Origin of the sequence: Pseudomonas sp. B21-041 (assembly GCF_024748675.1) — a bacterium.
In the GTDB taxonomy this organism is placed as follows: domain Bacteria; phylum Pseudomonadota; class Gammaproteobacteria; order Pseudomonadales; family Pseudomonadaceae; genus Aquipseudomonas; species Aquipseudomonas neuropathica.
In genome coordinates this window covers 3,538,077-3,560,982 of the sequence record NZ_CP087175.1, presented here as the reverse complement: position 1 = coordinate 3,560,982, position 22,906 = coordinate 3,538,077, and the positions used below count along the sequence as shown (strand labels likewise).

The 22,906-nt window shown below is 60.1% G+C and carries 17 protein-coding genes and 2 riboswitches; of the genes, 5 read left to right on the top strand and 12 right to left on the bottom strand.

The features are described 5' to 3' along the window. Positions 1 to 6: 6 nt before the first annotated feature. A complete protein-coding gene (gene metH, locus LOY43_RS15810; protein ID WP_095047830.1) occupies positions 7 to 3,717 on the bottom strand; it encodes a methionine synthase in 3,711 nt (1,236 codons plus the stop codon). A gap of 155 nt (positions 3,718 to 3,872) precedes the next feature. On the opposite strand from metH, the gene LOY43_RS15805 reads away from it, so the two are divergent. The 3 genes from LOY43_RS15805 to nfuA all read left to right on the top strand — a co-directional run bounded on the left by LOY43_RS15805 (position 3,873) and on the right by nfuA (position 7,989). After that, on the top strand, positions 3,873 to 6,155 hold the full coding sequence (locus LOY43_RS15805) for a fatty acid cis/trans isomerase (protein ID WP_258708342.1): 2,283 nt from the start codon (positions 3,873 to 3,875) through the stop codon (positions 6,153 to 6,155). 169 nt (positions 6,156 to 6,324) lie between these two features. Then, a complete protein-coding gene (locus tag LOY43_RS15800) occupies positions 6,325 to 7,347 on the top strand; it encodes an acyltransferase (protein ID WP_095047828.1) in 1,023 nt (340 codons plus the stop codon). A 57-nt stretch (positions 7,348 to 7,404) separates the two neighbouring features. After that, a complete protein-coding gene (nfuA, locus tag LOY43_RS15795; RefSeq protein WP_007912592.1) occupies positions 7,405 to 7,989 on the top strand; it encodes a Fe-S biogenesis protein NfuA in 585 nt (194 codons plus the stop codon). Between the two features lie 200 nt (positions 7,990 to 8,189). Here nfuA and cobM read toward each other — a convergent pair whose 3' ends face one another. The 11 genes from cobM to LOY43_RS15740 all read right to left on the bottom strand — a co-directional run bounded on the left by cobM (position 8,190) and on the right by LOY43_RS15740 (position 17,078). Next, positions 8,190 to 8,936, bottom strand: coding sequence for a precorrin-4 C(11)-methyltransferase (gene cobM / locus LOY43_RS15790; RefSeq protein WP_095047827.1), 747 nt, complete (start codon positions 8,934 to 8,936; stop codon positions 8,190 to 8,192). Positions 8,937 to 9,017: 81 nt separating this feature from the next. Further along, positions 9,018 to 9,431, bottom strand: a complete 414-nt coding sequence (locus LOY43_RS15785) for a cobalamin biosynthesis protein (protein ID WP_003225490.1) — start codon at positions 9,429 to 9,431, stop codon at positions 9,018 to 9,020. Further along, on the bottom strand, positions 9,428 to 10,126 hold the full coding sequence (locus LOY43_RS15780; protein ID WP_095047826.1) for a CbtA family protein: 699 nt from the start codon (positions 10,124 to 10,126) through the stop codon (positions 9,428 to 9,430). Before LOY43_RS15780 ends, LOY43_RS15785 begins: the two co-directional genes overlap by 4 nt. 11 nt (positions 10,127 to 10,137) lie before the next feature. Then, entirely contained in the window at positions 10,138 to 10,335 is a 198-nt protein-coding gene (locus LOY43_RS15775) for a CbtB domain-containing protein (protein ID WP_093430890.1), read from the bottom strand. Between the two features lie 122 nt (positions 10,336 to 10,457). Then, a riboswitch (cobalamin riboswitch) is annotated at positions 10,458 to 10,680 on the bottom strand. Between the two features lie 34 nt (positions 10,681 to 10,714). After that, the gene (locus LOY43_RS15770) at positions 10,715 to 11,041 is read right to left on the bottom strand and encodes a hypothetical protein (RefSeq protein WP_093430893.1); all 327 of its coding nucleotides are present in this window, start codon (positions 11,039 to 11,041) and stop codon (positions 10,715 to 10,717) included. After that, entirely contained in the window at positions 11,034 to 11,726 is a 693-nt protein-coding gene (locus tag LOY43_RS15765) for an AzlC family ABC transporter permease (protein WP_093430896.1), read from the bottom strand. The genes LOY43_RS15770 and LOY43_RS15765 overlap by 8 nt, the downstream gene beginning before the upstream one ends. Further along, on the bottom strand, positions 11,716 to 12,633 hold the full coding sequence (locus LOY43_RS15760; RefSeq protein ID WP_095047825.1) for a sugar phosphate isomerase/epimerase family protein: 918 nt from the start codon (positions 12,631 to 12,633) through the stop codon (positions 11,716 to 11,718). The genes LOY43_RS15765 and LOY43_RS15760 overlap by 11 nt, the downstream gene beginning before the upstream one ends. Continuing rightward, entirely contained in the window at positions 12,630 to 12,785 is a 156-nt protein-coding gene (locus LOY43_RS15755) for a hypothetical protein (protein ID WP_258708341.1), read from the bottom strand. Before LOY43_RS15755 ends, LOY43_RS15760 begins: the two co-directional genes overlap by 4 nt. Further along, positions 12,782 to 15,049, bottom strand: a complete 2,268-nt coding sequence (locus tag LOY43_RS15750; RefSeq protein WP_258708340.1) for an ATP-grasp domain-containing protein — start codon at positions 15,047 to 15,049, stop codon at positions 12,782 to 12,784. The genes LOY43_RS15755 and LOY43_RS15750 overlap by 4 nt, the downstream gene beginning before the upstream one ends. Continuing rightward, complete coding sequence (locus tag LOY43_RS15745; protein WP_095047823.1) at positions 15,049 to 16,326, bottom strand: hypothetical protein; 1,278 nt, start codon at positions 16,324 to 16,326, stop codon at positions 15,049 to 15,051. Before LOY43_RS15745 ends, LOY43_RS15750 begins: the two co-directional genes overlap by 1 nt. Then, complete coding sequence (locus LOY43_RS15740; RefSeq protein ID WP_176471339.1) at positions 16,326 to 17,078, bottom strand: 2OG-Fe dioxygenase family protein; 753 nt, start codon at positions 17,076 to 17,078, stop codon at positions 16,326 to 16,328. The genes LOY43_RS15745 and LOY43_RS15740 overlap by 1 nt, the downstream gene beginning before the upstream one ends. Positions 17,079 to 17,428: 350 nt before the next feature. Beyond that, a riboswitch (cobalamin riboswitch) is annotated at positions 17,429 to 17,641 on the top strand. A gap of 98 nt (positions 17,642 to 17,739) precedes the next feature. Here LOY43_RS15740 and cobW point away from each other — a divergent pair. Next, positions 17,740 to 18,813, top strand: a complete 1,074-nt coding sequence (gene cobW / locus LOY43_RS15735) for a cobalamin biosynthesis protein CobW (RefSeq protein ID WP_095126368.1) — start codon at positions 17,740 to 17,742, stop codon at positions 18,811 to 18,813. 3 nt (positions 18,814 to 18,816) lie between these two features. Then, on the top strand, positions 18,817 to 22,665 hold the full coding sequence (cobN, locus tag LOY43_RS15730; RefSeq protein ID WP_258708339.1) for a cobaltochelatase subunit CobN: 3,849 nt from the start codon (positions 18,817 to 18,819) through the stop codon (positions 22,663 to 22,665). The last annotated feature ends 241 nt before the right edge of the window (positions 22,666 to 22,906 follow it).

The window sequence follows — 22,906 nt, the reverse complement described above, 5'->3', positions numbered from 1 at the left end:
CGCAACTTAACTGTCGTAACCCAGATTCGGCGCCAGCCAGCGCTCGGTCACGCTCAGCTCCTGGCCTTTGCGCGAGGTGTAGCTTTGCACCTGATCCTTGTCGACCTTGCCCACGGCGAAGTACTGCGCTTGCGGGTGGGCGAAGTACCAGCCGCTGACCGCAGCCGCCGGGAACATCGCGTAGTGTTCGGTGAGGAACACACCACTGCGACCGGCGCGCATTTCTTCGGCTTGCGGATCGAGCAAGGCGAACAGCGCCGCTTTCTCGGTGTGATCCGGGCACGCCGGGTAACCCGGAGCAGGGCGGATGCCGCTGTATTGCTCTTTGATCAGCGCGTCGTTGTCGAGCACTTCGTCCTTGGCATAACCCCAGTGCTCTTTACGCACTTGCTGGTGCAGCCACTCGGCGCAGGCCTCGGCCAAACGGTCGGCCAGGGCTTTGACCATGATCGAGTTGTAGTCATCGCCAGCGTCTTGATAAGCCTTGGCCACTTCTTCGGCGCCGATGCCGGCGGTGGTGATGAAACCACCGACGTAGTCGGTCACTTCACTGTCCTTCGGCGCTACGAAGTCGGCCAGGGAGAAGTTTGGTTTGCCGTCGGTCTTGATGATCTGCTGGCGCAGGTGATGCAGCTTGGCCAATGGCTTGCCGTCATCGCCGTACAGTTCGATATCGTCGTCATGTACTTGATTGGCCGGCCAGAAGCCGAACACCGCACGGGCGCTGATCAGCTTCTCGTCGATCAGCTTGGCGAGCATCTCCTGCGCGTCCTTGTACAACGCGGTGGCGGCCTCACCGACCACTTCGTCTTCAAGGATGCGCGGGAACTTGCCAGCCAGGTCCCACGAAATGAAGAACGGCGTCCAGTCGATGTATTCGGCCAAGACCTTGAGGTCGATGTTGTCCAGTACCTTGCTGCCGGTGAAGGTCGGTTTGACCGGCTGATAATTGGCCCAGTCGAACTGTGGCTTCTTGGCGATGGCGGCGGCGTAGCTCAGGCGCTCGGTGCGGGCGCTGCGGTTCGAGGTACGTTCGCGCACATCGATGTATTCCAGACGCGTCTTTTCGACGAAACCAGCCTTCAATTCTTTCGACAGCAACTGCGTCGCCACGCCAACTGCACGGGAGGCGTCGGTCACGTAGACCACGGCATCGTTGCTGTACTTCGGCTCGATCTTCACCGCCGTGTGCGCTTTGGAAGTGGTCGCGCCACCGATCATCAGCGGCAGGTGGAAGTCCTGGCGCTGCATTTCACGGGCAACGTGAACCATTTCGTCCAGCGACGGCGTGATCAGGCCGGAGAGGCCGATGATGTCGCACTTCTGTTCTTTGGCGACCTGCAGAATCTTCTCCGCCGGCACCATTACGCCGAGGTCGACGATGTCATAGCCGTTGCAACCGAGTACCACACCGACAATGTTCTTGCCGATGTCATGCACGTCGCCTTTCACGGTTGCCATGAGGATCTTGCCTTTGGCTTCCGGCTTGTCGCCTTTTTCCAGTTCGATGAACGGGATCAAGTGCGCCACCGCCTGCTTCATCACTCGCGCGGATTTCACCACTTGCGGGAGGAACATTTTGCCGGCGCCGAACAGGTCGCCGACGATGTTCATGCCAGACATCAGCGGGCCTTCGATCACTTCGATCGGGCGCGCGAACGACTGACGCGATTCTTCGGTGTCTTCTACGATGTGCGTGGTGATGCCTTTGACCAGCGCATGTTCCAGACGCTTGTTGACCTCCCAGCTGCGCCACTCTTCGGTCTCGGCTTCCTTGACGCTGCCGTCGCCCTTGTACTTGTCGGCGATGGCGAGGAGGGCGTCGGTGCCTTCCGGCGTGCGGTTGAGAATCACGTCTTCAACGGCGTCGCGCAGTTCCTGCGGGATCTGATCGTAGATCTCCAACTGCCCGGCATTGACGATGCCCATGGTCAGGCCCGCGCGGATCGCGTACAGCAAGAACACCGAGTGGATCGCCTCACGCACCGGGTTGTTGCCACGGAACGAGAACGACACGTTGGACACGCCGCCCGAGGTCAGCGCATACGGCAGTTCGTCGCGGATGTAGGCGCAGGCGTTGATGAAGTCCACCGCGTAGTTGTTGTGTTCTTCAATACCGGTGGCGACGGCGAAGATGTTCGGGTCGAAGATGATGTCTTCTGGCGGGAAGCCGACTTCGTTGACCAGAATGTCGTAGGAGCGTTTGCAGATTTCTTTCTTGCGCGCTTCGGTGTCGGCCTGGCCGGCTTCGTCGAACGCCATCACCACAACGGCGGCGCCATAGCGCTTGCACAGTTTGGCGTGGTGGATGAACTGCTCGACGCCTTCTTTCATGCTGATCGAGTTGACGATGCCCTTGCCCTGAATGCACTTCAGGCCCGCTTCGATCACTTCCCATTTCGACGAGTCGATCATGATCGGCACGCGGGAGATGTCCGGTTCACCGGCGATCAGATTGAGGAAGGTCACCATGGCCTTCTTCGAATCGAGCATCCCTTCGTCCATGTTGATGTCGATCACCTGCGCGCCGGCCTCGACCTGTTGCAGGGCGACTTCGAGGGCTTCGGTGTAGTTGTCTTCACGGATCAGGCGGGCGAACTTGGCCGAGCCGGTGATGTTGGTACGCTCGCCAACGTTAACGAACAGCGAGTTGCGATCGATAGTGAACGGTTCCAGACCCGAGAGGCGGCAAGCCTTCGGAATGTCCGGAATCTGACGCGGCGCGTAACCGGCGACGGCTTTGGCGATGGCTTCGATGTGCCCCGGGGTGGTGCCGCAGCAACCGCCGACGATGTTGAGGAAGCCGCTTTGGGCGAATTCTTCGATGACTTTGGCGGTTTCCGATGGCAGTTCGTCGTACTCGCCAAACTCGTTCGGCAGGCCGGCGTTCGGGTGCGCGGATACGTGGGTGCTGGCCTTGTTCGACAGCTCTTCCAGGTACGGACGCAGCTCACTGGCACCGAGCGCACAGTTGAGACCAACGGAGATTGGCTTGGCGTGCGCCACGGAGTTCCAGAACGCTTCTGTGGTTTGCCCCGAGAGGGTCCGGCCGGAGGCGTCAGTGATCGTGCCGGAAATCATGATCGGCAGTTCGATGTGCAGCTCTTCGAACACGCCTTGCACGGCGAAGATCGCCGCTTTGGCGTTGAGGGTGTCGAAAATGGTTTCGATCAGGATCAGATCAGCGCCGCCCTCGATCAGGCCTTTGGTGGCTTCGGTGTAGTTTTCCACCAGTTCATCAAAGGTGACGTTGCGGTAGCCGGGGTTGTTGACGTCGGGCGACAGCGAGCAGGTGCGGCTGGTCGGGCCGAGCACGCCGGCGACGAAGCGCGGCTTGGCCGGGTTCTCGGCGGTCTTGGCGTCAGCGACCTTGCGCGCCAGACGTGCGCCTTCTACGTTTAGCTCGTACGCCAGTTCTTCCATGCCGTAGTCGGCCATGGAAATGCGCGTGGCGTTGAAGGTGTTGGTTTCGAGGATGTCGGCGCCGGCATCCAGATAGGCTTTCTCGATGCCGCCGATCACGTCCGGACGGGTGATCACCAGCAGGTCGTTGTTGCCCTTGACGTCACTCGGCCAGTCCGCGAAGCGTTTGCCGCGATAGTCCTGTTCTTCGAGCTTGTAGCTCTGGATCATCGTGCCCATGCCGCCGTCGAGTATCAGGATGCGCTCTTTGAGAGCTTGCTTGAGAGCTTGAAGGCGGACGCTGCGATCGGACATTTGGACTACTCGGAAAGACCATTACGAAGGAGCGGGATCATAGCAAACCTGTGCGCTTTTAGAGCATGTGAGGCTTTTGCATGAATATCGCTCATGTTGGTACGAGCGTCATACTGTAGAATCGCGGCGTTTTTTTCAGGATCGGGATCAAGGGCATGTCGTACCGCGTCATCAGCATTTTATTGCTGCTTTTAAGCTGGGGCGCCGTTGCGCAGGAACCCACGATCTCATATAGCCGTGATATCCAACCGATCTTCACCGAGAAGTGCGTGGCCTGCCACGCCTGCTACGACTCGGCCTGCCAGTTGAATCTGGGCAGCGGTGAGGGCGCGGCCCGTGGTGCGAGCAAAATGCCGGTCTACGATGGCGAGCGCACACAAGCGGCACCCACCACTCGACTGTTTTACGATGCCTTCGGTAAACGTGCCTGGCAGCAAAAAGACTTCTATTCGGTGCTCGATGCCCAAGGCAGCCAGGCTGCGCTGATGGCGCGCATGCTCGAACTTGGGCACAAGACGCCACTGACGCCGAACGCCAAGCTCCCGGAAGACATCGTCCTGGGTCTGAACCGCGAGAACCTGTGCGCGGCGCCCGCCGAGTTCGAAGGCTACGCCGGCGCGCATCCGAAAGAAGGCATGCCGCTGGCGGTGACCGGGCTGACCGATCAGCAATATCAGACGCTGCAGCGCTGGCTGGCCTCGGGTGCGCCGATTGACGAACAAAGCCTGGCGCCAAGCACCAAAGAGGCGCTGCAGATCGTCCAGTGGGAAAACCTGCTCAACACTCCCGGCGCGCGGCAAAGCCTGGTCGGTCGCTGGTTGTACGAGCATTGGTACCTTGCGCATATCTATTTCAAGGACGGCGAGCCGGGCCATTATTTCCAGTGGGTACGTTCGCGCACGCCGACTGGGCAGCCAATCGACCTGATCGCCACCCGTCGCCCCAACGATGATCCGGGCACTCAGGTGTATTACCGCTTGTGGCCGGTGCAAGGGGTGATCGTGCACAAGACCCACATCACCTATCCGTTGAGCGCGGCGAAAATGGCGCGGGTCAAAAGTCTGTTCTATAGCGGTAACTGGCAGGTTAATGCCTTGCCGGGCTACGGCCCGCAGAGCCGCGCCAACCCGTTCGCCACATTTGAAGCGATCCCGGCGCAGGCGCGTTATCAGTTCATGCTCGATAACGCCGAATACTTCGTCCGCACGTTTATTCGCGGCCCGGTGTGCCGTGGTCAGATCGCCACCGACGTGATCCGTGACAACTTCTGGGCGCTGTTCCAAGCGCCGGAACATGACCTCTATATCACTGACCCGAACTATCGCGGCCAGGCCACGCCGTTGCTGGCCATGCCCGGGCAGAACGATGACGTCGGCAGCGTACTGAGCCTGTGGCGCAACTACCGTGACAAACGAAACGAATACGAAGCCTTGCGCCGTGACAGCTACGCTGATTTGCCGGCGCCCAGTTGGTCGACCCTGTGGGCCGGCAACGACAACGCGCTGTTGAGCATTTTCCGCCACTTCGACAGCGCCTCGGTGACCAAAGGCCTGATCGGCGAGGTGCCGCAGACGATGTGGCTGTTCGACTATCCGCTGCTGGAGCGCACCTATTACCAGTTGGCAGTCAACTTCGATGTGTTCGGCAACGTCTCCCATCAGGCGCAAACCCGTCTGTATTTCGATTTGATCCGCAATGGCGCCGAGCAAAACTTCCTGCGCCTGATGCCGGCCGACTCCCGAGAGGATTACCTCAACGATTGGTATCAGAACAGCGGCCAGTTCAAGATGTGGCTCGATTACGAAGCGATCGACGACGACAAACCGACGGCACTGAAACTTGATGAGAAAGACCCGAAATACGACTTCGCCATGCAATTACTGGCGCGTTACGGCGACCTGAATGCGCGGCCCGATCCGATCAACCGTTGCGACGGTGCCTATTGCTCGCGGCCGAATATCGATCCGGCGTTGCAAAATGCCGAACAGGCATTGAACCGCCTGACCTCGCGCCCGGCGGCCGGTTTGAAGGTGATCGACCTGTTGCCGGAGGCGACGATGCTGCGCATTGAAACCGCCAGCGGCAAGCGCGAGGTCTACAGCCTGTTGCGCAACCGTGCGCACAGCAACGTGGCGTTCCTGCTCGGAGAGTCGCTGCGCTATCAGCCCGGGCTGGACACGATCACCATTTTTCCGGGCGTGCTCAGCAGTTATCCGAACTTCATGTTCAACATTCCGGCCGATCAAGTGCCCGAGTTTGTTGATGCAATGGAAAATGCCAAGGACGCCAACCGTTTCGAGAAAATCGTCGAACGCTGGGGAATTCGGCGCAGTCACCCGCAATTCTGGTTCTATTTCCACGATCTGAGCCAATACCTGCACGAAACCGATCCGGTGGAAGAGGGCGTGCTGGACATGAACCGCTACGAGAATCTTTGATCGTTTGAAACAGGCCGACTGTCACAGCTTCAGGTAACACACAAATCCCCTGTAGGAGCGAGCCTGCTCGCGAAGGCGGAGTGTCAGGCACCGAATACATTGAATGTGCCGTCGCTTTCGCTCCCACAGGGTGAAATGGTGTTTTTGGACTTGTGATCGGGAGCAGGTGATGTTGATTTCAGTGCAAGCCCTGCGTGCGCTTGCCGCGTGGACAGTGGTGTGCCACCACTTCATGCAGATTTTTTTTGACTTCAAGGCACGCGGGCCGGTCGGCCAGTTCTTTATCGACAAAGGCGCGGTGGGCGTCGACATTTTCTTTGTCATCAGCGGGTTGGTGATTTTCCTCTCGACCGAAAACAAACCGCTGCCGCCCGCGCGTTTCCTGCTGTACCGGCTGTTTCGCATCGTCCCGGCGTACTGGCTGTACACGCTGCTGATGGCGCTGCTGGTGGTGTTCGCCCAACCTTTGCTGCCGGATCAGACAGTGGACTGGGGCCATCTGCTTCTGTCGTTGCTGTTCATTCCTACCGAGAATCCTGGCGGCTACGGTATCTATCCGACGTTGAATGTCGGCTGGACACTGAATTACGAAATGCTTTTCTACGTGCTGTTTGCCTGGGCGCTGCTGTTTCGTTTGCAGGTGCGCCTGCTGGTGGTCGCGGCGCTGTTGTTTGCAGTGTGTCAGGCCTGGACCGGGTTTGGCTGGGTCAGCGCGTTCTATCGCTCGGACATCGTTTATGAGTTTCTGCTGGGGATCGGCATTGGCATGCTCTATCGGCGGGGCTGGATCGGTGCGGGACTGTGGCTGCCGCTGGTGGCCATCGTCGCGGCGTTGCTGACGATCTATCACTTGGCACCGGCGCCGAGGATGCTCAACTGGGGCGTGCCGAGCTCATTGCTGGTCATGGCGTGTATCTCACTTGAGCGTTATGTCGAGCGCAGTCGCGTGCTCAAACTGCTCGGTGATTGCTCATATTCGGTATATCTCATGCACGTGCTGGTGCTGTCGGCGGGGGGATTTATCGCGCAACGCTACGCGATCAACCCGTATTTGATGTTTGCCCTGTGCGCGCTGGCGATTGGCGTTGGCTCGTGGTTGAGCTACGAATGGGTGGAAAAGCGCAGCTACCATTGGCTCAAGGCGCGGGTTGACATGGAGCCGGACGAGAATCTTTCCCGACAAAAATACTAGGACTTTGTCCGGCGCAATGATTGGCGTAAACTGCGCCCAAGCCTGCGAGGAGTTTCCATGACCGCTATTACCATTACCGACGCCGCCCACGATTACCTGGCTGATCTGCTCTCCAAGCAGAACACCCCGGGCATCGGCATCCGCGTCTTCATCACCCAGCCTGGCACCCAGTACGCTGAAACCTGCATTGCCTACTGCAAGCCGGGCGAAGAAAAACCTGAAGACACCGCGCTGGGGCTGAAAAGCTTCACTGCTTATATCGATCACTTCAGCGAAGCGTTTCTCGATGACGCCGTTGTCGACTACGCCACCGACCGCATGGGCGGCCAGCTGACCATCAAGGCGCCGAACGCCAAAGTACCGATGGTCAACGCCGACAGCCCGGTCAACGAGCGCATCAACTATTACCTGCAAACCGAAATCAACCCGGGGCTGGCCAGCCACGGCGGTCAGGTCAGCCTGATCGATGTGGTTGAAGACGGCATCGCCGTTTTGCAGTTCGGTGGCGGTTGCCAGGGCTGCGGCCAGGCGGACGTAACCTTGAAGGAAGGCATCGAGCGCACCTTGCTCGAGCGTATCCCGGAGCTGAAAGGCGTTCGCGACGTGACCGACCACACGCAGAAAGAAAACGCCTACTACTAAGGTGTTCGCTGCGGACATGAAAAACGGCGCCCCGTGAGCGCCGTTTTTTTATGGGTGACATTCAGGAATGCATTCGCGAGCAGGCTCGCTCCCACATTTGAAATGCGATCAAATGTGGGAGCGAGCCTGCTCGCGAAAGGGCCTTTGATCGTTCCCATGCTCTGCGTGGGAATGCAGCCCGGGACGCTCCGCGTTCCAATTCATGGTCTGTAGAGGTGAGCATGCCCAGCGCGATACAACGATGACTCGCTGAACACCTCACTGCCCAGCACCCGGCCCACCAGAATCAACGCCGTACGCCGAAACCCTTTGGCCTCAACCTTTTCGGCAATATCCGCTAGCGTCCCCAGCACCCAATCCTGATCAGGCCACGTCGCCCGGTGAATCACCGCAATCGGGCAATCCGCGCCGTAATGCGGCAGCAGTTCCACCAGAATCTTCGGCAAATGGTTAACGCCCAGATGAATCGCCATTGTCGCGCCATGCTGCGCCAGACTGCCAAGCTCTTCGCCTGCCGGCATCGCGGTTTTGTCGGCATAGCGAGTCAGAATCACGCTTTGCGACACGTCCGGCAGCGTCAATTCCGCGCCAAGCAGCGCCGCACAGGCTGCGGTGGCCGTCACGCCGGGAATGATCTCGAACGGAATATCCAGCTCACGCAGATAACGGATCTGCTCGCCAATCGCGCCATACAGACTCGGATCGCCGGAATGCACCCGCGCCACATCCTGACCCTTGGCATGCGCGGTCTTGATCAATTCGATGATCTGTTCCAGATGCAATTCGGCGCTGTTCACCACCGTTTCGGCTTGATGGCCGTCGAGTACCGCCGCCGGCACTAGCGAACCTGCGTAGATAATCACCGGGCAACTGCGAATCAGCCGCTGGCCTTTGACAGTGATCAATTCCGGGTCGCCGGGGCCGGCGCCGATGAAGTAGACGGTCATCGTTGAATCCTGAGTAAAAGAGGGCACGACTGCGTTGCAGATGAACAACGCTCATGATCAATGGCGGGGATTATCGGGATTTTACGCCGCGCCGGCCAATGCCAGCGTTGCCTGAGCATATTTTTGCCGGGAGATCAGCAGTTTTGCCGGCGCTTGAATCAGCTGTTCAGCGAGCGCAAGCGCGGCACTTTCGGCGACGCCGTAGCAACCGGTGCGTTCGTAAGCAATCTGTGAATGGTGACTGAGCCGCTGTTGATAGCTGGCCAGTTCGTCACTGCTGAAGTACAGCAGGGGCAGAGCCAGTTGTGCAGCAAGTTCTTGCAGGCCGGGCTCGTCGCGCTTCAAGTCGATACTGGCCAACGCTTTCACCGCCTCAAGCTCAATGCGATGCGCCTGTAACGCTTGATCGAGTAACGCGCGCAGCGTGCTGGCCGGGCAGCCGCGCTGGCAGCCCAGGCCGACCACGAAGGTCGGCGCTGCGCGGTCATCGGTCATGCGTGGTATTGACCAGCGCTGTTGCGGCGGAACAACCAGGCGCTGATCAGGCCCAGGGCCAGCCAGAACGCCACGTTGGTCAACTGCGAAGCGATTTTGAACTGAGCTTCGAGTGCTTCGGGGGCGAGCATCGAATGCACTTCCGGTTGCGGTGCGCCGATCACGTGGGGCACAGCGAGGATGGCCACACCGAGGACCTTCATCAGCCAGTGACGGCTGAACGCGATCAGCGACAGACCTACAGCCGTCGAAGCGGCCGTGCCGATCCACCACGTCTGCCGCGAAGCCAGATCGGCCGCAGCGGTGCCCGGCAGTTCTGGTGGCAGGCCCAAGGTCGGAGCAAGCACGAACGTCGCGTAACCGGCCAGCCCCCAGAGCAGGCCCTGCGAAGTTTTGGTCGGTGCGCGCAGGGTGTAGAGGCCGGCGAGCATCAGGGCGAAACCGACGGCTACGACCAGATTACCGCCAGTGGTCGAGACTACGCGCTGCCAGCCGTCTTCCGGCTCCCAGGCCTCGGCATCATGGGTGTGCGCAGCCACGCCAGCGGCGTGTTCGTGAACCGCCACCGGCTCGGACTTCTCGAAGGTTTCCGCCTGCAGAATCAGCGGCGAAACCCAGAAGCTTTGCAGCAGAGTGAGGAGCAGGGCGGCCAGCAGACCAGAGAAACCTGCAGTTTGCGCGATACGCTTGATCATGTCGGCAGGTCTCAATGGCACGGGAACGCGGCGCTGTGGCGGGTATCGTGGGCGGCGTTGTGCACCGCTTCGATGTGCGAGAAGCCGGCAAAGTAAACCAGACTGGCGCCGAGGATCGACGCAAAGATCGCGGCGGTCAGGCGTTGGCTCAGGGTGGTGGTGCTGGCGATTTTGTCCGTGTTGCTGCCGGTGCTGCTGATGATCGACATGGCGCTTCCCTCTGGAGTGTCAGCGGGTGAATAGAGCGCATGAAAACCCCTGCGGGTCGGGCTCGCAGAGGTTCGAACAGCGCCCGCCCACCGCGGGTTTGTTATGTGCAGCGCCGCACAAATGCGGGCTGTGTGTTGCGGGCCGGTCTCCGGGCTCACGAGGGGTTGGCGTCAGGCCGACCTGCAAGCGTCACCTTCCCATACCGTATCGGCACAGTGGTTTTGACGCTTCGCTCGCTTACCGTTGCGGGGGCAGCACCGGACTGACATGGGCTTGAGTAAAGCACATGATTCACCGGTTTCCCGTTTCACCCTGTGAAGGGCACCCGTAACAAGTTGTGTAGGAGAGCATGGGCGGGGGATTTGAGTCAATCGGCGCCTAGCGCATGATCAGCAGGACGTACACCCCCAGCGCCATCAGGAACGCATAATAGGATTTGATTCGCGTCAGGCTCAGCAGCCACGCCAACGCCACCGGCAGGATCCATGGCATGGCCGCCAGGTGCTGGCTGGCCAAAGGATAGAGTGAGACCGCCAGCAGGCTGACGAGCATCGCCACCGATGTGTATTTTCCCAGACGATCGATGAAAGCGCGGGCAGTTGCCGAAAGCCGTTCGACATCGACGGCCAGCGGCAGCAAGCGGCAGACGATCGAAACCAGCGCGCAAATCAGTACGTACAGCCAGAAAGTACCAGGTTCAATCATAGACATAGCTCGTCAGAACGGTGATGGCTAGCACCAGCAGCAAGCTGACCTCGCCCAGCCACAGCAAGCTCGCGGCGGTGGCCAGGCCGGCAATCCATTGCGCATGGAAGCTGTGACGGTCGCGGGCCATCTTGCCAAGCGAAGCGCTGATGAAAATCGCGATCACCACACTGACGTGATCCATCACTGCGTTGTCGGCCACGCTGGCGAAGCAATACCCGACCACGGTGCCAAGCAGGGCGGCGGCGTACAGCAGAAAGCACACGGTGTTGGCATACGGGCGGCTGATCGGTTGCTGATCCTTGCGGATCGACATCAACGTGAAAGCCGCATTTGCCATCACCGCCAGGGCGGGGACGAACGCTTTGACCGGGCCCTGGAGGCTGGATTTCAGGCTCAGTGTGAAGACCAGAAAACGCAAGTTGATACTCAGCGCCGAGACCAGCACGCCAAAGGCGTTAAGCAGGTGCGCGGGGGTTTCCAGCAGCGTCAGTTGCAACGGCGAGGCCATTACCGTACCGCTGAAAACCACCATGGCCGGAAGATCCAGACCATGGCGGCGCCCGAGCATGCCGATCAGGGTGAAGGTCAGCAGCAGAGAGAAGACGAACGGTAGCGCATCGCGGATACCGGTCGCGATCTCGCTGCGCGACGCCGGTTTTGCCAGGTTCGACTCAACCAGCATGAGTGCTGTGCCGCGAGCCGGCCAGCAATTGCTCTACGCCGTTCTTATAGGCCAGGGCTTTTTCCAGGTAGTACTCGGTGGAGAAGCGCGGAATGAACTCTTCCACCACGGCCACACCCCGATAGCCGTTGACCGCGAAGCGATTGAGCACATCGCTCAGGCGCAAGTTGCCTTCGCCAATCGGCAGATGTTGATGGTGGGTGTTGTTGAGGTCGGCAATGTGCAGATGCCGGGTAACCGGCGCCAGATCGGCAATGGCTTTGAACAGGCTTTCACCATACGGCAGCAGTGAGCACAGATGCGTCACGTCGATGGTCACGAAGCACCCGGTCTCCTTGTGAAAGCGCAGGTGTTCCTCGACGGTGAAGACCGGGAATTTCGGCCGCTGACCGCCCATGTTCTCCAGGCACAGGGCGATGCCATCGGTGTTGCAGCGCTTGGTCACCTCGTTGATCGCTACTATCAGGTTGTCCAGCAGTTCGCCGTTTTCCAGTTGATCTTTGTAGCCGGGATGAAAAGTGACGCTGGTGGCGCCGGCCTCGTGGGAAAACTCCACGGCGGCACTCAGGCAGTCCACCGCTTGGGCACGTTCAGTCAAATCCGGGGAACACAGGTTGTACTGGCGACCCCACCATCCGGCGTGGACGGTCAGCGTGATGCCATTGTGTTCGGCGAAGCTGCGGATTTTCCCGGCAAGCTCAGACCGGTCTTCGGCGGTCAACGACCAGAAGGTTTTTTCGGCGTCTTCGCCGATCTCGAACTCGACCGCTTGGAAATGTCTGGCCAGATCGGTGATCGAACCCAGGATGTCTGCAGGGTTGTCGTAGACATTGGTGGAAAAGGAGATCATCGGGAAGTGAGCGCTGATCGGGCCTTCGATGTGATATAGCGGGTCTTTACGGGTCATTGCGCTGGTCCTTGCGTAGTGAACTCTGGGTGGGTGATCGCGGCGTTGAAGTCCGCCGGGTCGTCGGCGTCGCTGCAGCCCAGCAGCGTGTAGCCGTGGCGGTCTGCGGAACGGCTGATGCTCTGGCCGAACTTGTCGGGGTTGAGGTTCACGCGTAATGCAAACGGGTGTTGCAGCAGGCGTGCCTGGAGCTGTTGCGGATCGGCGGTCGGGGCCGCCTCGATGTAGCGGATCGCCATTTTGGCGTAGGTTTTCTCGGGCGTTGGCAGTGACGTGCCGGCCATCGCGGCGATGGTGCTGGCTGCCAAATGCACCCCCGTGGTTTTCCAGACCATTTCCCAGATCTGGTCACCGCCGAAGCGGGTCTGGGTTTCGATGAATTGCAGGCGTGAACCGTCCAGCTTGATTTCCGTGTGGGCCGGGCCCCAGCGGTTGCCCATTCGCCCGAGCAGCCACAGCACCGCTTCTTCGATCTGCGCGGCGGTTTTCTCGTCGAGCCCGGCAGGAAAGTCATGCCCGGTTTCGACATAACCGGGGCACCGCTGGTGTATTTGCGCGTGATGCCGAGAATCCGGTGCTGGCCATCCAGGCTGAGGGATTCAACGCTGTATTCGTCGCCGCTGGCGAAGGCCTCGATCAGATTGTTTCCCTCCAGCGAGAGGTGTTCGACATCCTCGGGCCTGTCTATGGCATAGACGCCCTGACTGCCCGAACCGTTGACGGGTTTGACGATGGCCGGGCCATGGCGCAGCACGAAAGCGCGAGCCTCGGCACCATGGTTGATAGCGGCAGTGGGCAACTCGTAGCGACTGCCTTTGAGCAATTGGCGAAACAGCAGTTTGTCGCGACTGACTTCCACACTGCGCAGGTTGTTGTGGACGATGCCCAGACGTTCGCCCAAGCGTGACGCGGGCAGCAGGCCCAGTTCCGAAAACGAAACCACGGCATCGAATGGTGATTGCCGGTGCAGCCGTTCTACCATCGTGCTGTAGGCCGGCAGATCGGCGATGTCAGGCGTCAGCACTAGCGTTGCGCGCTCGCGCTGATAGTCAGATAACTCGCCGGGTTGCTGGACGAGAGTAAATCGAAACTGCCGCGCAGTATCCCAATCCAGTCCCGAATCACGCCCGCCGATGAGCAGAATGTGTTTGGTGTTCGCCGCCGTGGGCTGCTCGCCATAGACATCAATGTCGCTGACGGCGAGCAAGGATTGTCGCAGGCGGGCGGTGTCGGGTTGCCTGAACTCGATGTACAGGTAGTTCTGAAAACCGTTGCTGACCGGCCCGATGGCTTCGCCCGGAGTGACGTAGGCGTACCAACGCTGGAAACCTGGCAAGCGGCAGATCCGGTCGGCGCCGTGCAGTCCGTCATAGAGCCGGTCTGTGCGGGCGAAGGGGGTGGCGATGCCGAACGCATCCGGCGCTTCGCTGGCGCTGGGCAGAGGCTCGGCGGACAGCGCGCGGTGGTAGCAGACATCCAGCGCCAGCCCCCAGGCTTGACGAATCACATGAATCCGGCTGCCGCCGGGGCGTGCGCCGACTTCGAGAACTCTTGGCCCGCGGGGGGTGAGAATGAACTCGACATGGGCAAACGTGCCTTTGAGCGCTAACGCTTTCACGGCGTCATGGGCCAGACGATGGCAACGCTCCTTCAGCGCTGCGTCGGGCTCCAGCAGCGACGGCGTGTAGCGGGCGAAATGGTGAAAGTCGCCGCGATCGATATCGACGCCGGCAATCACATCGACGATCGGAAAACTGCTGATCGTGCCGTCGGCGGCAATCGTGCAATCGATGGAATGGTTGGAACCCTGGAGAAATTCCTCCAGCAGCAGTTGATCGGTTTCGCGGCTTTTGCCCGCCACATAGCGCTGCAGCGCCGGCCATTCATGACGGGCGTAGTCGAGCAGATCCTGCTGATCGTCGATGCAGCGTACGAACAGGCTGCTGTAAAGGTTCGCTGGTTTCAGGATGAACGGGTAGGGCAGCTCGCCCGGGCGCGCCAGCAGGTCGTCGATACGAACCTGGCGAGAGACCACGTGCAGATCCAGGTTACGCGACTGTTCGAAGCATTGGCGTTGCAGCACCTTGTCCAGCGTGTTTTCCACGTTACGGTGCAGGTGGGCCAGCGCCGGCAGCGCCGCACACAGCCGCCCCGTGATCGCGACATAGCCTTCACGGAAATTCAGGACACTGGTGAAGTCGTGCTCGTCCAGCAACTGTTGCGTCAGCTGGATCAGATCCGGGGTCAGCCCTCTGGAAAAGTCGTACAGCGCCACCGGCGAGATCTGTTTCGCATCGGCGATCTTGCTGGTTTTGCGACTATCGGCAATCAGCAAAGGGGTGATGCCCTCGGCAATCAGGCCCTCGTATTCTCCGTCACGAATATTGCCGATGATCAGGCAGGCCGCTGCACTCATTAGTCAACCTCCTGATCGAAGCTGTAGTGGACCCGGTTCAGGCGCTGGCAAATGTGAGCCAGACGAATCCGGTCCACGCCGTTGGCGCCACCGCTCAAGACATTGCGAATGATGTGCGCCAAGGCATCCAGGTCTTCGCTGCTGATGCCCAGACGAGTAATTTCCTGCAGACCGAAGCGCAGGCAGTCGCGGCCATTGATCTGTTTATTGTTGATCCGGATCCCCAGTTCATTGAGCTGCTGCGCCGCTTGCCGGGCCAGTTCGCCTTCGAGCAACAGCAGGTGCGTGTCGGAGGGGTGCAGCGTCCAGCCCGGCAGGTCGGCGAGTGCGTCGTGCAACTGGCGAGTATTGGCGCACATGCGTTGAGCGTAGGCCTGGCCGTAGCGCTGGGTTTCCAGCAGGCTGACGAACAGTTGCAGCAGACCGGGCAGATTGGGCGAGGACACCAGCGCACCGCTGAGCGTTTGCTCGATCCGCTGGGCCAGATCGGCACGCCGGCAGACGATCAGTGCCCGGTGCGGACCTGCCAGGGATTTGTGGGTGTTGCCTTGAAGAATATCCGCCCCCTCGTCAAGCGGGTTGGGAAAGGCCTTCCCGGCGATGAGGCCCAGAGTGTGCGACGCATCGTAGATGATCAGTGTCCGCTCAAAGCCCCGGCGGTTCAGCAGCGCGCGCAGTGGTTTAAGGGCGATTGCCCGTGTGGTCAGACCATGGTCGAGCAGTACGGCTGCCGGTTGTACACCGCACGCCTGGAGTTGCCGATCAACATCCCCGAGATCAATTTGTCCGTCAGCCGTCAGTTTCAAAAAGACGCTGTGCCGGCCCATCTTCTGCACCAGAGGCCCGGTTGCGAAATGCCCGCCGCTTTCGGGCGCCAGTGATAATACGCAGTCGCCCGGCTCGGTCAGGGCGGCCAGCACGCTCAGCGTGCAGTGCACGCCGGAGAGCACGCGGTATTCGACGAACGGCGCGTTAAACATTGCCTGCACGGCTTGGGTCGCCAAAGCCTTTAATGTTTCGACTTCGGGGAAGTGTTCGACCTGCATACCATTGAATTCGGCGGCATAGCATTGACCGTCAATGGCCTGTGCATTGAACAAGTAACGCTCGTAATGGCGATTCTGTCCTAGCGTGCGTGCAGTCTCGGACAATATGTTTTCATTAGCGGTCAGCGATAGTGTGGAAGTTCTTCGTGCGCACGCCTGTTGAAACTGTTCAATGATGAAGTTATGCGCGAGGGGGGTACTGACTGAAAGTGCATGAGTCGAATGATTCATTAGTAGTCCGCCAGGTCGAAGTCGATAATCAACATATCGCGACTGCCGCGATCCGAATTAATGCTCGATGTTTGCAGTGGGGAAACTTCATGCAGAAGTATTCGGTCATTCAAGACGACGGTTTCCAGATAGTCAGTCAAAGTTGCACTGAATACTTGGCCACCTTCTTCATCAAATATCCGGCTTTCGCCACCGATGACATGCTGACGTTGAATCAGGTGTTGAAAGACAAAATCGTGCCCGTCGCGATGTCGGCCCTCAGGGGTGGCCTGGCCAGCATTGCCTTGATCGCAGAGGATACGGAACTGATGGCAGGTCACGAGCCAGTCGCGCGGGCCCAGCGCCATGTCCAGCAGTGCCAGGTCGGCGGCCAGCAGTGTCTGCAGAATCGGGGAGTCAATGAACGTCGCCTCGCAGCGGGTGTAGGTGCGCTGCACTCCGCCCAACAGCGGGTTGTCGGTCTCGGCTTGAAAAAAGTGGCAGTCTTGCAGCGCCGTCCATTGGCGTTCCTGTTGGCGATACTGGAACTTGCAGATGCGTCGTTCGCGAAGACCGTTCTCTGCGCTGAGATACGCATCGGTATGCAAATGATCCCAGGTCGCATTGAATGCCCGGCATGCTTCGCGTCCCAGCAGCGCAACATCCAATGCTGGATAGTGAACACTGTGCGCATAGTGGCAATTGCGCAGTAGTTCGGAAAGTTCCTTTAGTCCGGCATCACTTGAAAGCCGTAACGCGTTACCGGCACTCATGTTGTGGATACCCATGGGTGCAGGAAAGAAACAGGCAGGATCAAATACTGATAATAATCAGCCATGCAAGAAATCCTTTCTTGAGAGACTCATAGTCCTTGTGCGAACTCATCGTTCATATCTTGTATTGATTTATCAATTTGGTTTTTGTAAAGATATGTAATCGAATGCGCGCAGCCGCTCTATTTCAGGGTTTAACGCGGTGGTAGTTTTTTTATGTAACGGATAGGGCATGTAAGACATAACTTACAACTACTTTTTAAGTGAGAAGTGTTCGCGATCATTAGATGAAAAAGTTGCTGCCCTTATAACCACAATGATCCAGGCGTTGACCCGCCTGCCGTGCATGCGTAGCCTTGCGCATTCGAGGTTCTCCGGCGTATGTCGGAGCTAAGAAGGGAACGCGGTCAATGCCGCGGCTGCCCCCGCAACTGTGAACGGTGATGTTCGCTGCCATGCCACTGCCAGCTCAACTTATGAGCCCGCGGGAAGGCGCAGCCAACGCCAGGCCGAGCGCCTGAACGCCGTCAGCCAGGAGACCTGCCTCGTCACAGATTCTCACTACAACCGGGCGGGGTGATCCGGTGGCGAACTCTCCAGGCACGCACGCGCGTTGCCGGTTCTCGTCCCGTATGCCCGCCGCTTGCCAAAGGGCATACCGATGAAAACACTGGCCAAACTCCCCGTCACCATCGTCACCGGCTTCCTCGGCTCGGGCAAGACCACGCTGCTGCGCCACATGCTCGACAACGCTCAGGGCCGTCGTATCGCGGTGATCGTCAACGAGTTTGGCGAGTTGGGCATTGACGGTGAAATCCTCAAGCAATGCACCATCGGTTGCACCGAAGAAGAAGCCACCGGCCGCGTTTACGAGCTGGCCAACGGCTGCCTGTGCTGCACCGTTCAGGAAGAGTTCTTCCCGGTGATGCGCGAACTGGTTGCCCGTCGCGGCGATCTCGACCATATCCTTATCGAAACCTCGGGCCTGGCCCTGCCAAAACCGCTGGTACAAGCCTTCCAGTGGCCGGAAATCCGCAGCGCCTGCACCGTTGATGCGGTGATCACCGTGGTCGACAGCCCGGCCGTCGCCGCCGGCACTTTCGCCGCGTTCCCGGATCAGGTTGATGCCCAGCGCAAACTCGACCCGAACCTCGACCACGAATCGCCACTGCACGAACTGTTCGCCGATCAACTGGCCAGCGCCGACCTGGTGATCCTCAACAAGGCCGACCAGACCAGCCCGGAAGATCTCGCTCGTGTCCGCGCTGAAGTCGCCGAAGAACTGCCGCCAGCGGTGAAAATCATCGAAGCCAGCAACGGCCGTCTGCCGCTGGACGTGCTGATCGGCCTCGGCGCCGGTTCCGAGGAGCACATCGACAGCCGCCACAGCCATCATGATCACCACCACGGTGAAGGCGATGACGACCACGATGACCACGATCACGACGCCTTCGATTCGATCTCCATCGAACTGCCACAAGCCGACGAAAGCCTGCTGCTCGACGCCCTGACGCAACTGGTGGTCAAGCACGGCATCCTGCGCGTCAAAGGTTTCGCCGCCATTCCGAACAAGCCAATGCGTCTGCTGATCCAAGGCGTGGGTACGCGTTTTGACAAGCATTTCGACCGTCAGTGGGGCGCTGATGAAGCGCGCGTCACGCGACTGGTGTTGATTGGTCAGGCGCTCGACGCCGCGCAACTCGAAGCGCAACTGCGCGCTGCGCTCAGCGTTTAAGCCATGCACCTGCTCAGGACTCAGCCCGGCGGTTTCGTCTCGGATGACAACATTGCCGACCTTGGCCAAACCCCCGCCGAGCTGGTGATCCTGTGCAGCGGCGACTCCAGTCTCGCGCTGCTCGCCGAAGCCGCGCAGCAGTTGCCGGAAGATTACCCGAGCCTGCGTCTGGCCAACCCGATGCAGGTGCAGAACCATGCTTCGGTCGATCTGTACGTCGACGAAGTGCTGCGCCACGCCAAGGTGATCCTGATCTCGCTGCACGGCGGCATCGCCTATTGGCGCTACGGCGTCGAGCGTCTGATCGAACTGTCCGAGCGCGGTGTGCAGGTGATTCTGGTGCCGGGCGATGACCGTCCTGATCCGGAACTCAGCGACCTGAGCACCGTCAACGCTGTGGATCGTGATCGCCTCTGGCAATTCCTGCGCCAGGGCGGCCTGGGCAATGCGCTGGACTTTTTCCGCTGCCTCGCCAACCGTTGGCTGGCTCGCGATTACGTCTGGGAAGAACCGCAGGCGCTGCCGCGCACGGCGATTTACCACCCGAATAAAACCAGCGCCGCACTGAGTGACTGGCAAGCCGATTGGCTGCCTGCACGCCCGGTCGCGGCGGTGTTGTTTTACCGCTCGCATTTACAAGCGGCGAACACCGCGTTCATCGATGTGTTCTGCCAGCGCTTGCAAGCGGCGGGGCTGAATCCGCTGCCGATCGCGGTGGCCAGTCTGAAAGAACCCGGCTGCCTGACGGTGGTCGAGGACTGGCTGGACGAGGTTGAGGCCGGGGTGATTCTCAACACCACCGGGTTCGCCCAATCCAGCCCTGAGGCCCCGCACTTGCGGCCGTTTCGCCGCAACATTCCGGTGATCCAGGCGATCTGCGCGCAGGACAACGAGCCCGGCTGGCGTGACAGCGAGCAGGGCCTCGGCCCGCGCGATCTGGCGATGCATATTGCCTTGCCGGAACTCGACGGACGCATCATCAGCCGACCGATCAGCTTCAAGGATCTGGCCTGGCGCAGTGAGCGCAGTCAGTCCGATGTCGTCTGCTATCGCGCGCAGCCCGAGCGCATGGATTTTGTCGCTGAACTGGCGCGGCGCTGGATTGATCTGGCGCGGGTGCCGAATGGCGAAAAACGCATCGCATTGATCCTCGCCAACTATCCGACCCGTGATGGGCGCATCGGCAACGGTGTCGGTCTCGACACGCCGGCGGCGGCGCTGAACATCCTGCGTGCATTGCAGGCTGAGGGATATCCGCTCACCGCTGAACTGCCGAATAGCGGCACCGAGTTGATCGAGCAATTGCTCGGTGGCGTCAGCAACGATCTCGACACCATTGATCTGCGTCCGTGCCAGCAAAGCCTGGCCATGGACGCTTATCTGACGATGTTCAACGCGCTGCCCGAGGCTAATCGCAGCGCTGTGATCGAACGCTGGGGCACGCCGCAAAACGACCCGATGTGCCGCGACGGGAGGATGATGATCGCCGGTCTGCGCTTCGGCCTGACCTTCGTCGGTATTCAGCCGGCGCGCGGTTATCAGGTCGATCCGAGCGCGGTCTATCACGACCCCGATCTGGTGCCGCCGCACGCTTATCTGGCGTTCTATTTCTGGTTGCGCAACACCTACGGCGCCCACGGCGTGATCCACGTTGGCAAACACGGCAACCTCGAATGGCTGCCGGGCAAAGGCGTCGGTCTTTCGGAGAACTGCTGGCCGGATGCGTTGCTCGGGCCGCTGCCAAATATCTATCCGTTTATCGTTAACGATCCGGGAGAGGGCGCGCAGGCCAAACGGCGCACGCAAGCGGTGATTATCGATCACCTGATGCCGCCGCTGACCCGCGCCGAAACCTACGGCCCGTTGCGCAATCTGGAGCTGCTGGCCGACGAGTATTACGAAGCGCAGCTGCTTGATCCGCGCCGCGCCCGTGAACTGCAGCGCGACATTCTGCTATTGGTCCGCGAGACGCAGATCGACCGCGAACTGCAACTCGATGCCGCGCTGGACAGCGATGCGGATGCGGCGATCTGGCTGCCACGTCTCGATACCTATTTGTGTGATCTGAAGGAATCGCAGATTCGCGATGGCTTGCACATTTTTGGTGAATCGCCGAGCGGGCGTTTGCGCATTGATACGTTGTTGGCTTTGCTGCGTATACCGCGTGGCGATGGCAAAGGCGCGCAGTCGAGTTTATTGCGGGCATTGGCCAAAGCGTTCGAACTGGGTTTCGACCCGCTCGATTGCGCGCTGGCCGACCCTTGGACTGGCCCGCACCCCGATCAATTGCAATCGATCGGCGACGAAGTCTGGCGCACCGCCGGCGACACCCGCGAACGCCTCGAACTGTTTGCCACTGCGTTGATCTCCGAGTCCCTGCAAATCCCTTGTGGGAGCAAGCCTGCTCGCGATGGCGGTGTGTCAGCCAACATTGAGTCCACTGACACACCGCTATCGCGAGCAGGCTCACTCCTACAAGGACCGCGTTGGGTGGAGGTCAGTGCAATCCTTGACCATCTGCGCGAAGTCGTCGCCCCACGCCTCGATGCTTGCGGCCCCGCCGAAATGCGCGGCCTGCTCGACGCCCTCAGCGGTCGCTTCGTCCCCGCCGGCCCCAGCGGTGCACCCAGCCGTGGTCGCCTTGACGTGCTGCCCACCGGCCGTAACTTCTACTCGGTCGACGTGCGCAACCTGCCGACCACCACCGCGTGGCGCATCGGTTTCCAGTCGGCGACGTTGATTCTGGAACGGCACCTGCAAGACCACGGCGATCACCTGCGCCAGCTCGGATTATCCGTGTGGGGCACCGCGACCATGCGCACTGGTGGCGACGACATCGCCCAGGCCATGGCACTGATGGGCGTGCGTCCGGTGTGGGCCACTGGCAGTCAGCGCGTTGATGATTTCGAGATTCTGCCGCTGAGCCTGCTTGATCGTCCGCGCGTCGATGTCACGCTGCGAGTTTCCGGGTTTTTTCGGGATGCCTTCGCCAATCTGATTCGCCTGTTCGACGCCGCCGTGCAAGCAGTGGCAGCGCTGGACGAGCCGGACGACCTCAACCCGCTGGCCGCGAAAGTGCGTGCCGAGCGCGAGGCGCTGCGGCAATCGGGCCTCGATGAGGACACCGCGCGGCGTCAGGCCGGATGGCGGATCTTCGGCGCCAAACCCGGCGCGTACGGCGCAGGCGTGCAGGGCGCCATCGACGGTCGCTTGTGGCAGAGCCGTGAAGATCTTGCTGAGGTTTATCTGAACTGGGGCGCGTACGCCTATGGTGGTGCTGATGAGGGCACCGCTGCGCGAGAGCAGTTCGTTCAACGCCTGAGTCAGGTACAAGCGGTGCTGCAGAATCAGGACAACCGCGAGCACGACCTGCTCGATTCCAATGATTACTACCAGTTCCAGGGCGGCATGCTCGCTGCCGTGGAAAGCTTGCGTGGCGAAGCGGCGGCGAGTTATCACGGCGATCACAGTCAACCGGATCTGCCGAAGATTCGCACCTTGAAAGAAGAGCTGAACCGGGTGATTCGCTCACGAGCGGTCAATCCGAAATGGATCGACGGGGTCAAGCGCCACGGCTATAAAGGCGCGTTCGAAATGGCCGCGACGGTTGATAACCTGTTCGCGTTCGATGCGACGACGCAGTTGATCGATGATCACCAGTACGCTTTGCTGGCCGATGCTTATCTGCTGGATCCGGCAACGCGGGAATTTGTTCGCGAGCACAATCCGCATGCGCTGCGGGACATGACCGAGCGGATGCTTGAGGCACAGCAGCGGGGGATGTGGCAGGAGCCTGGGGCTTATAAGGGAGCGCTGGAGAATCTGCTGCTGGATATTGAGGAAGATATGTAACCGGCCAAAAGCTACCCTCACCCCAGCCCTCTCCCGGAGGGAGAGGGAGCCGATTTGCGTTGCTGTCGAAGTCTGAGTTCGGCCCGACGTATCAGGTCGACGGAATTCGAAAGAACACCTAGGTCAGTTCCCTCTCCCCAAGGGAGTAAGGGGGTAAGGGAGCCGATTTGTGTTGGCTTTGGAGCCTGAGTTCAACTCGATAATTCAGGTCGGCGCAACTTGCAAGAACACCGCAATCAGT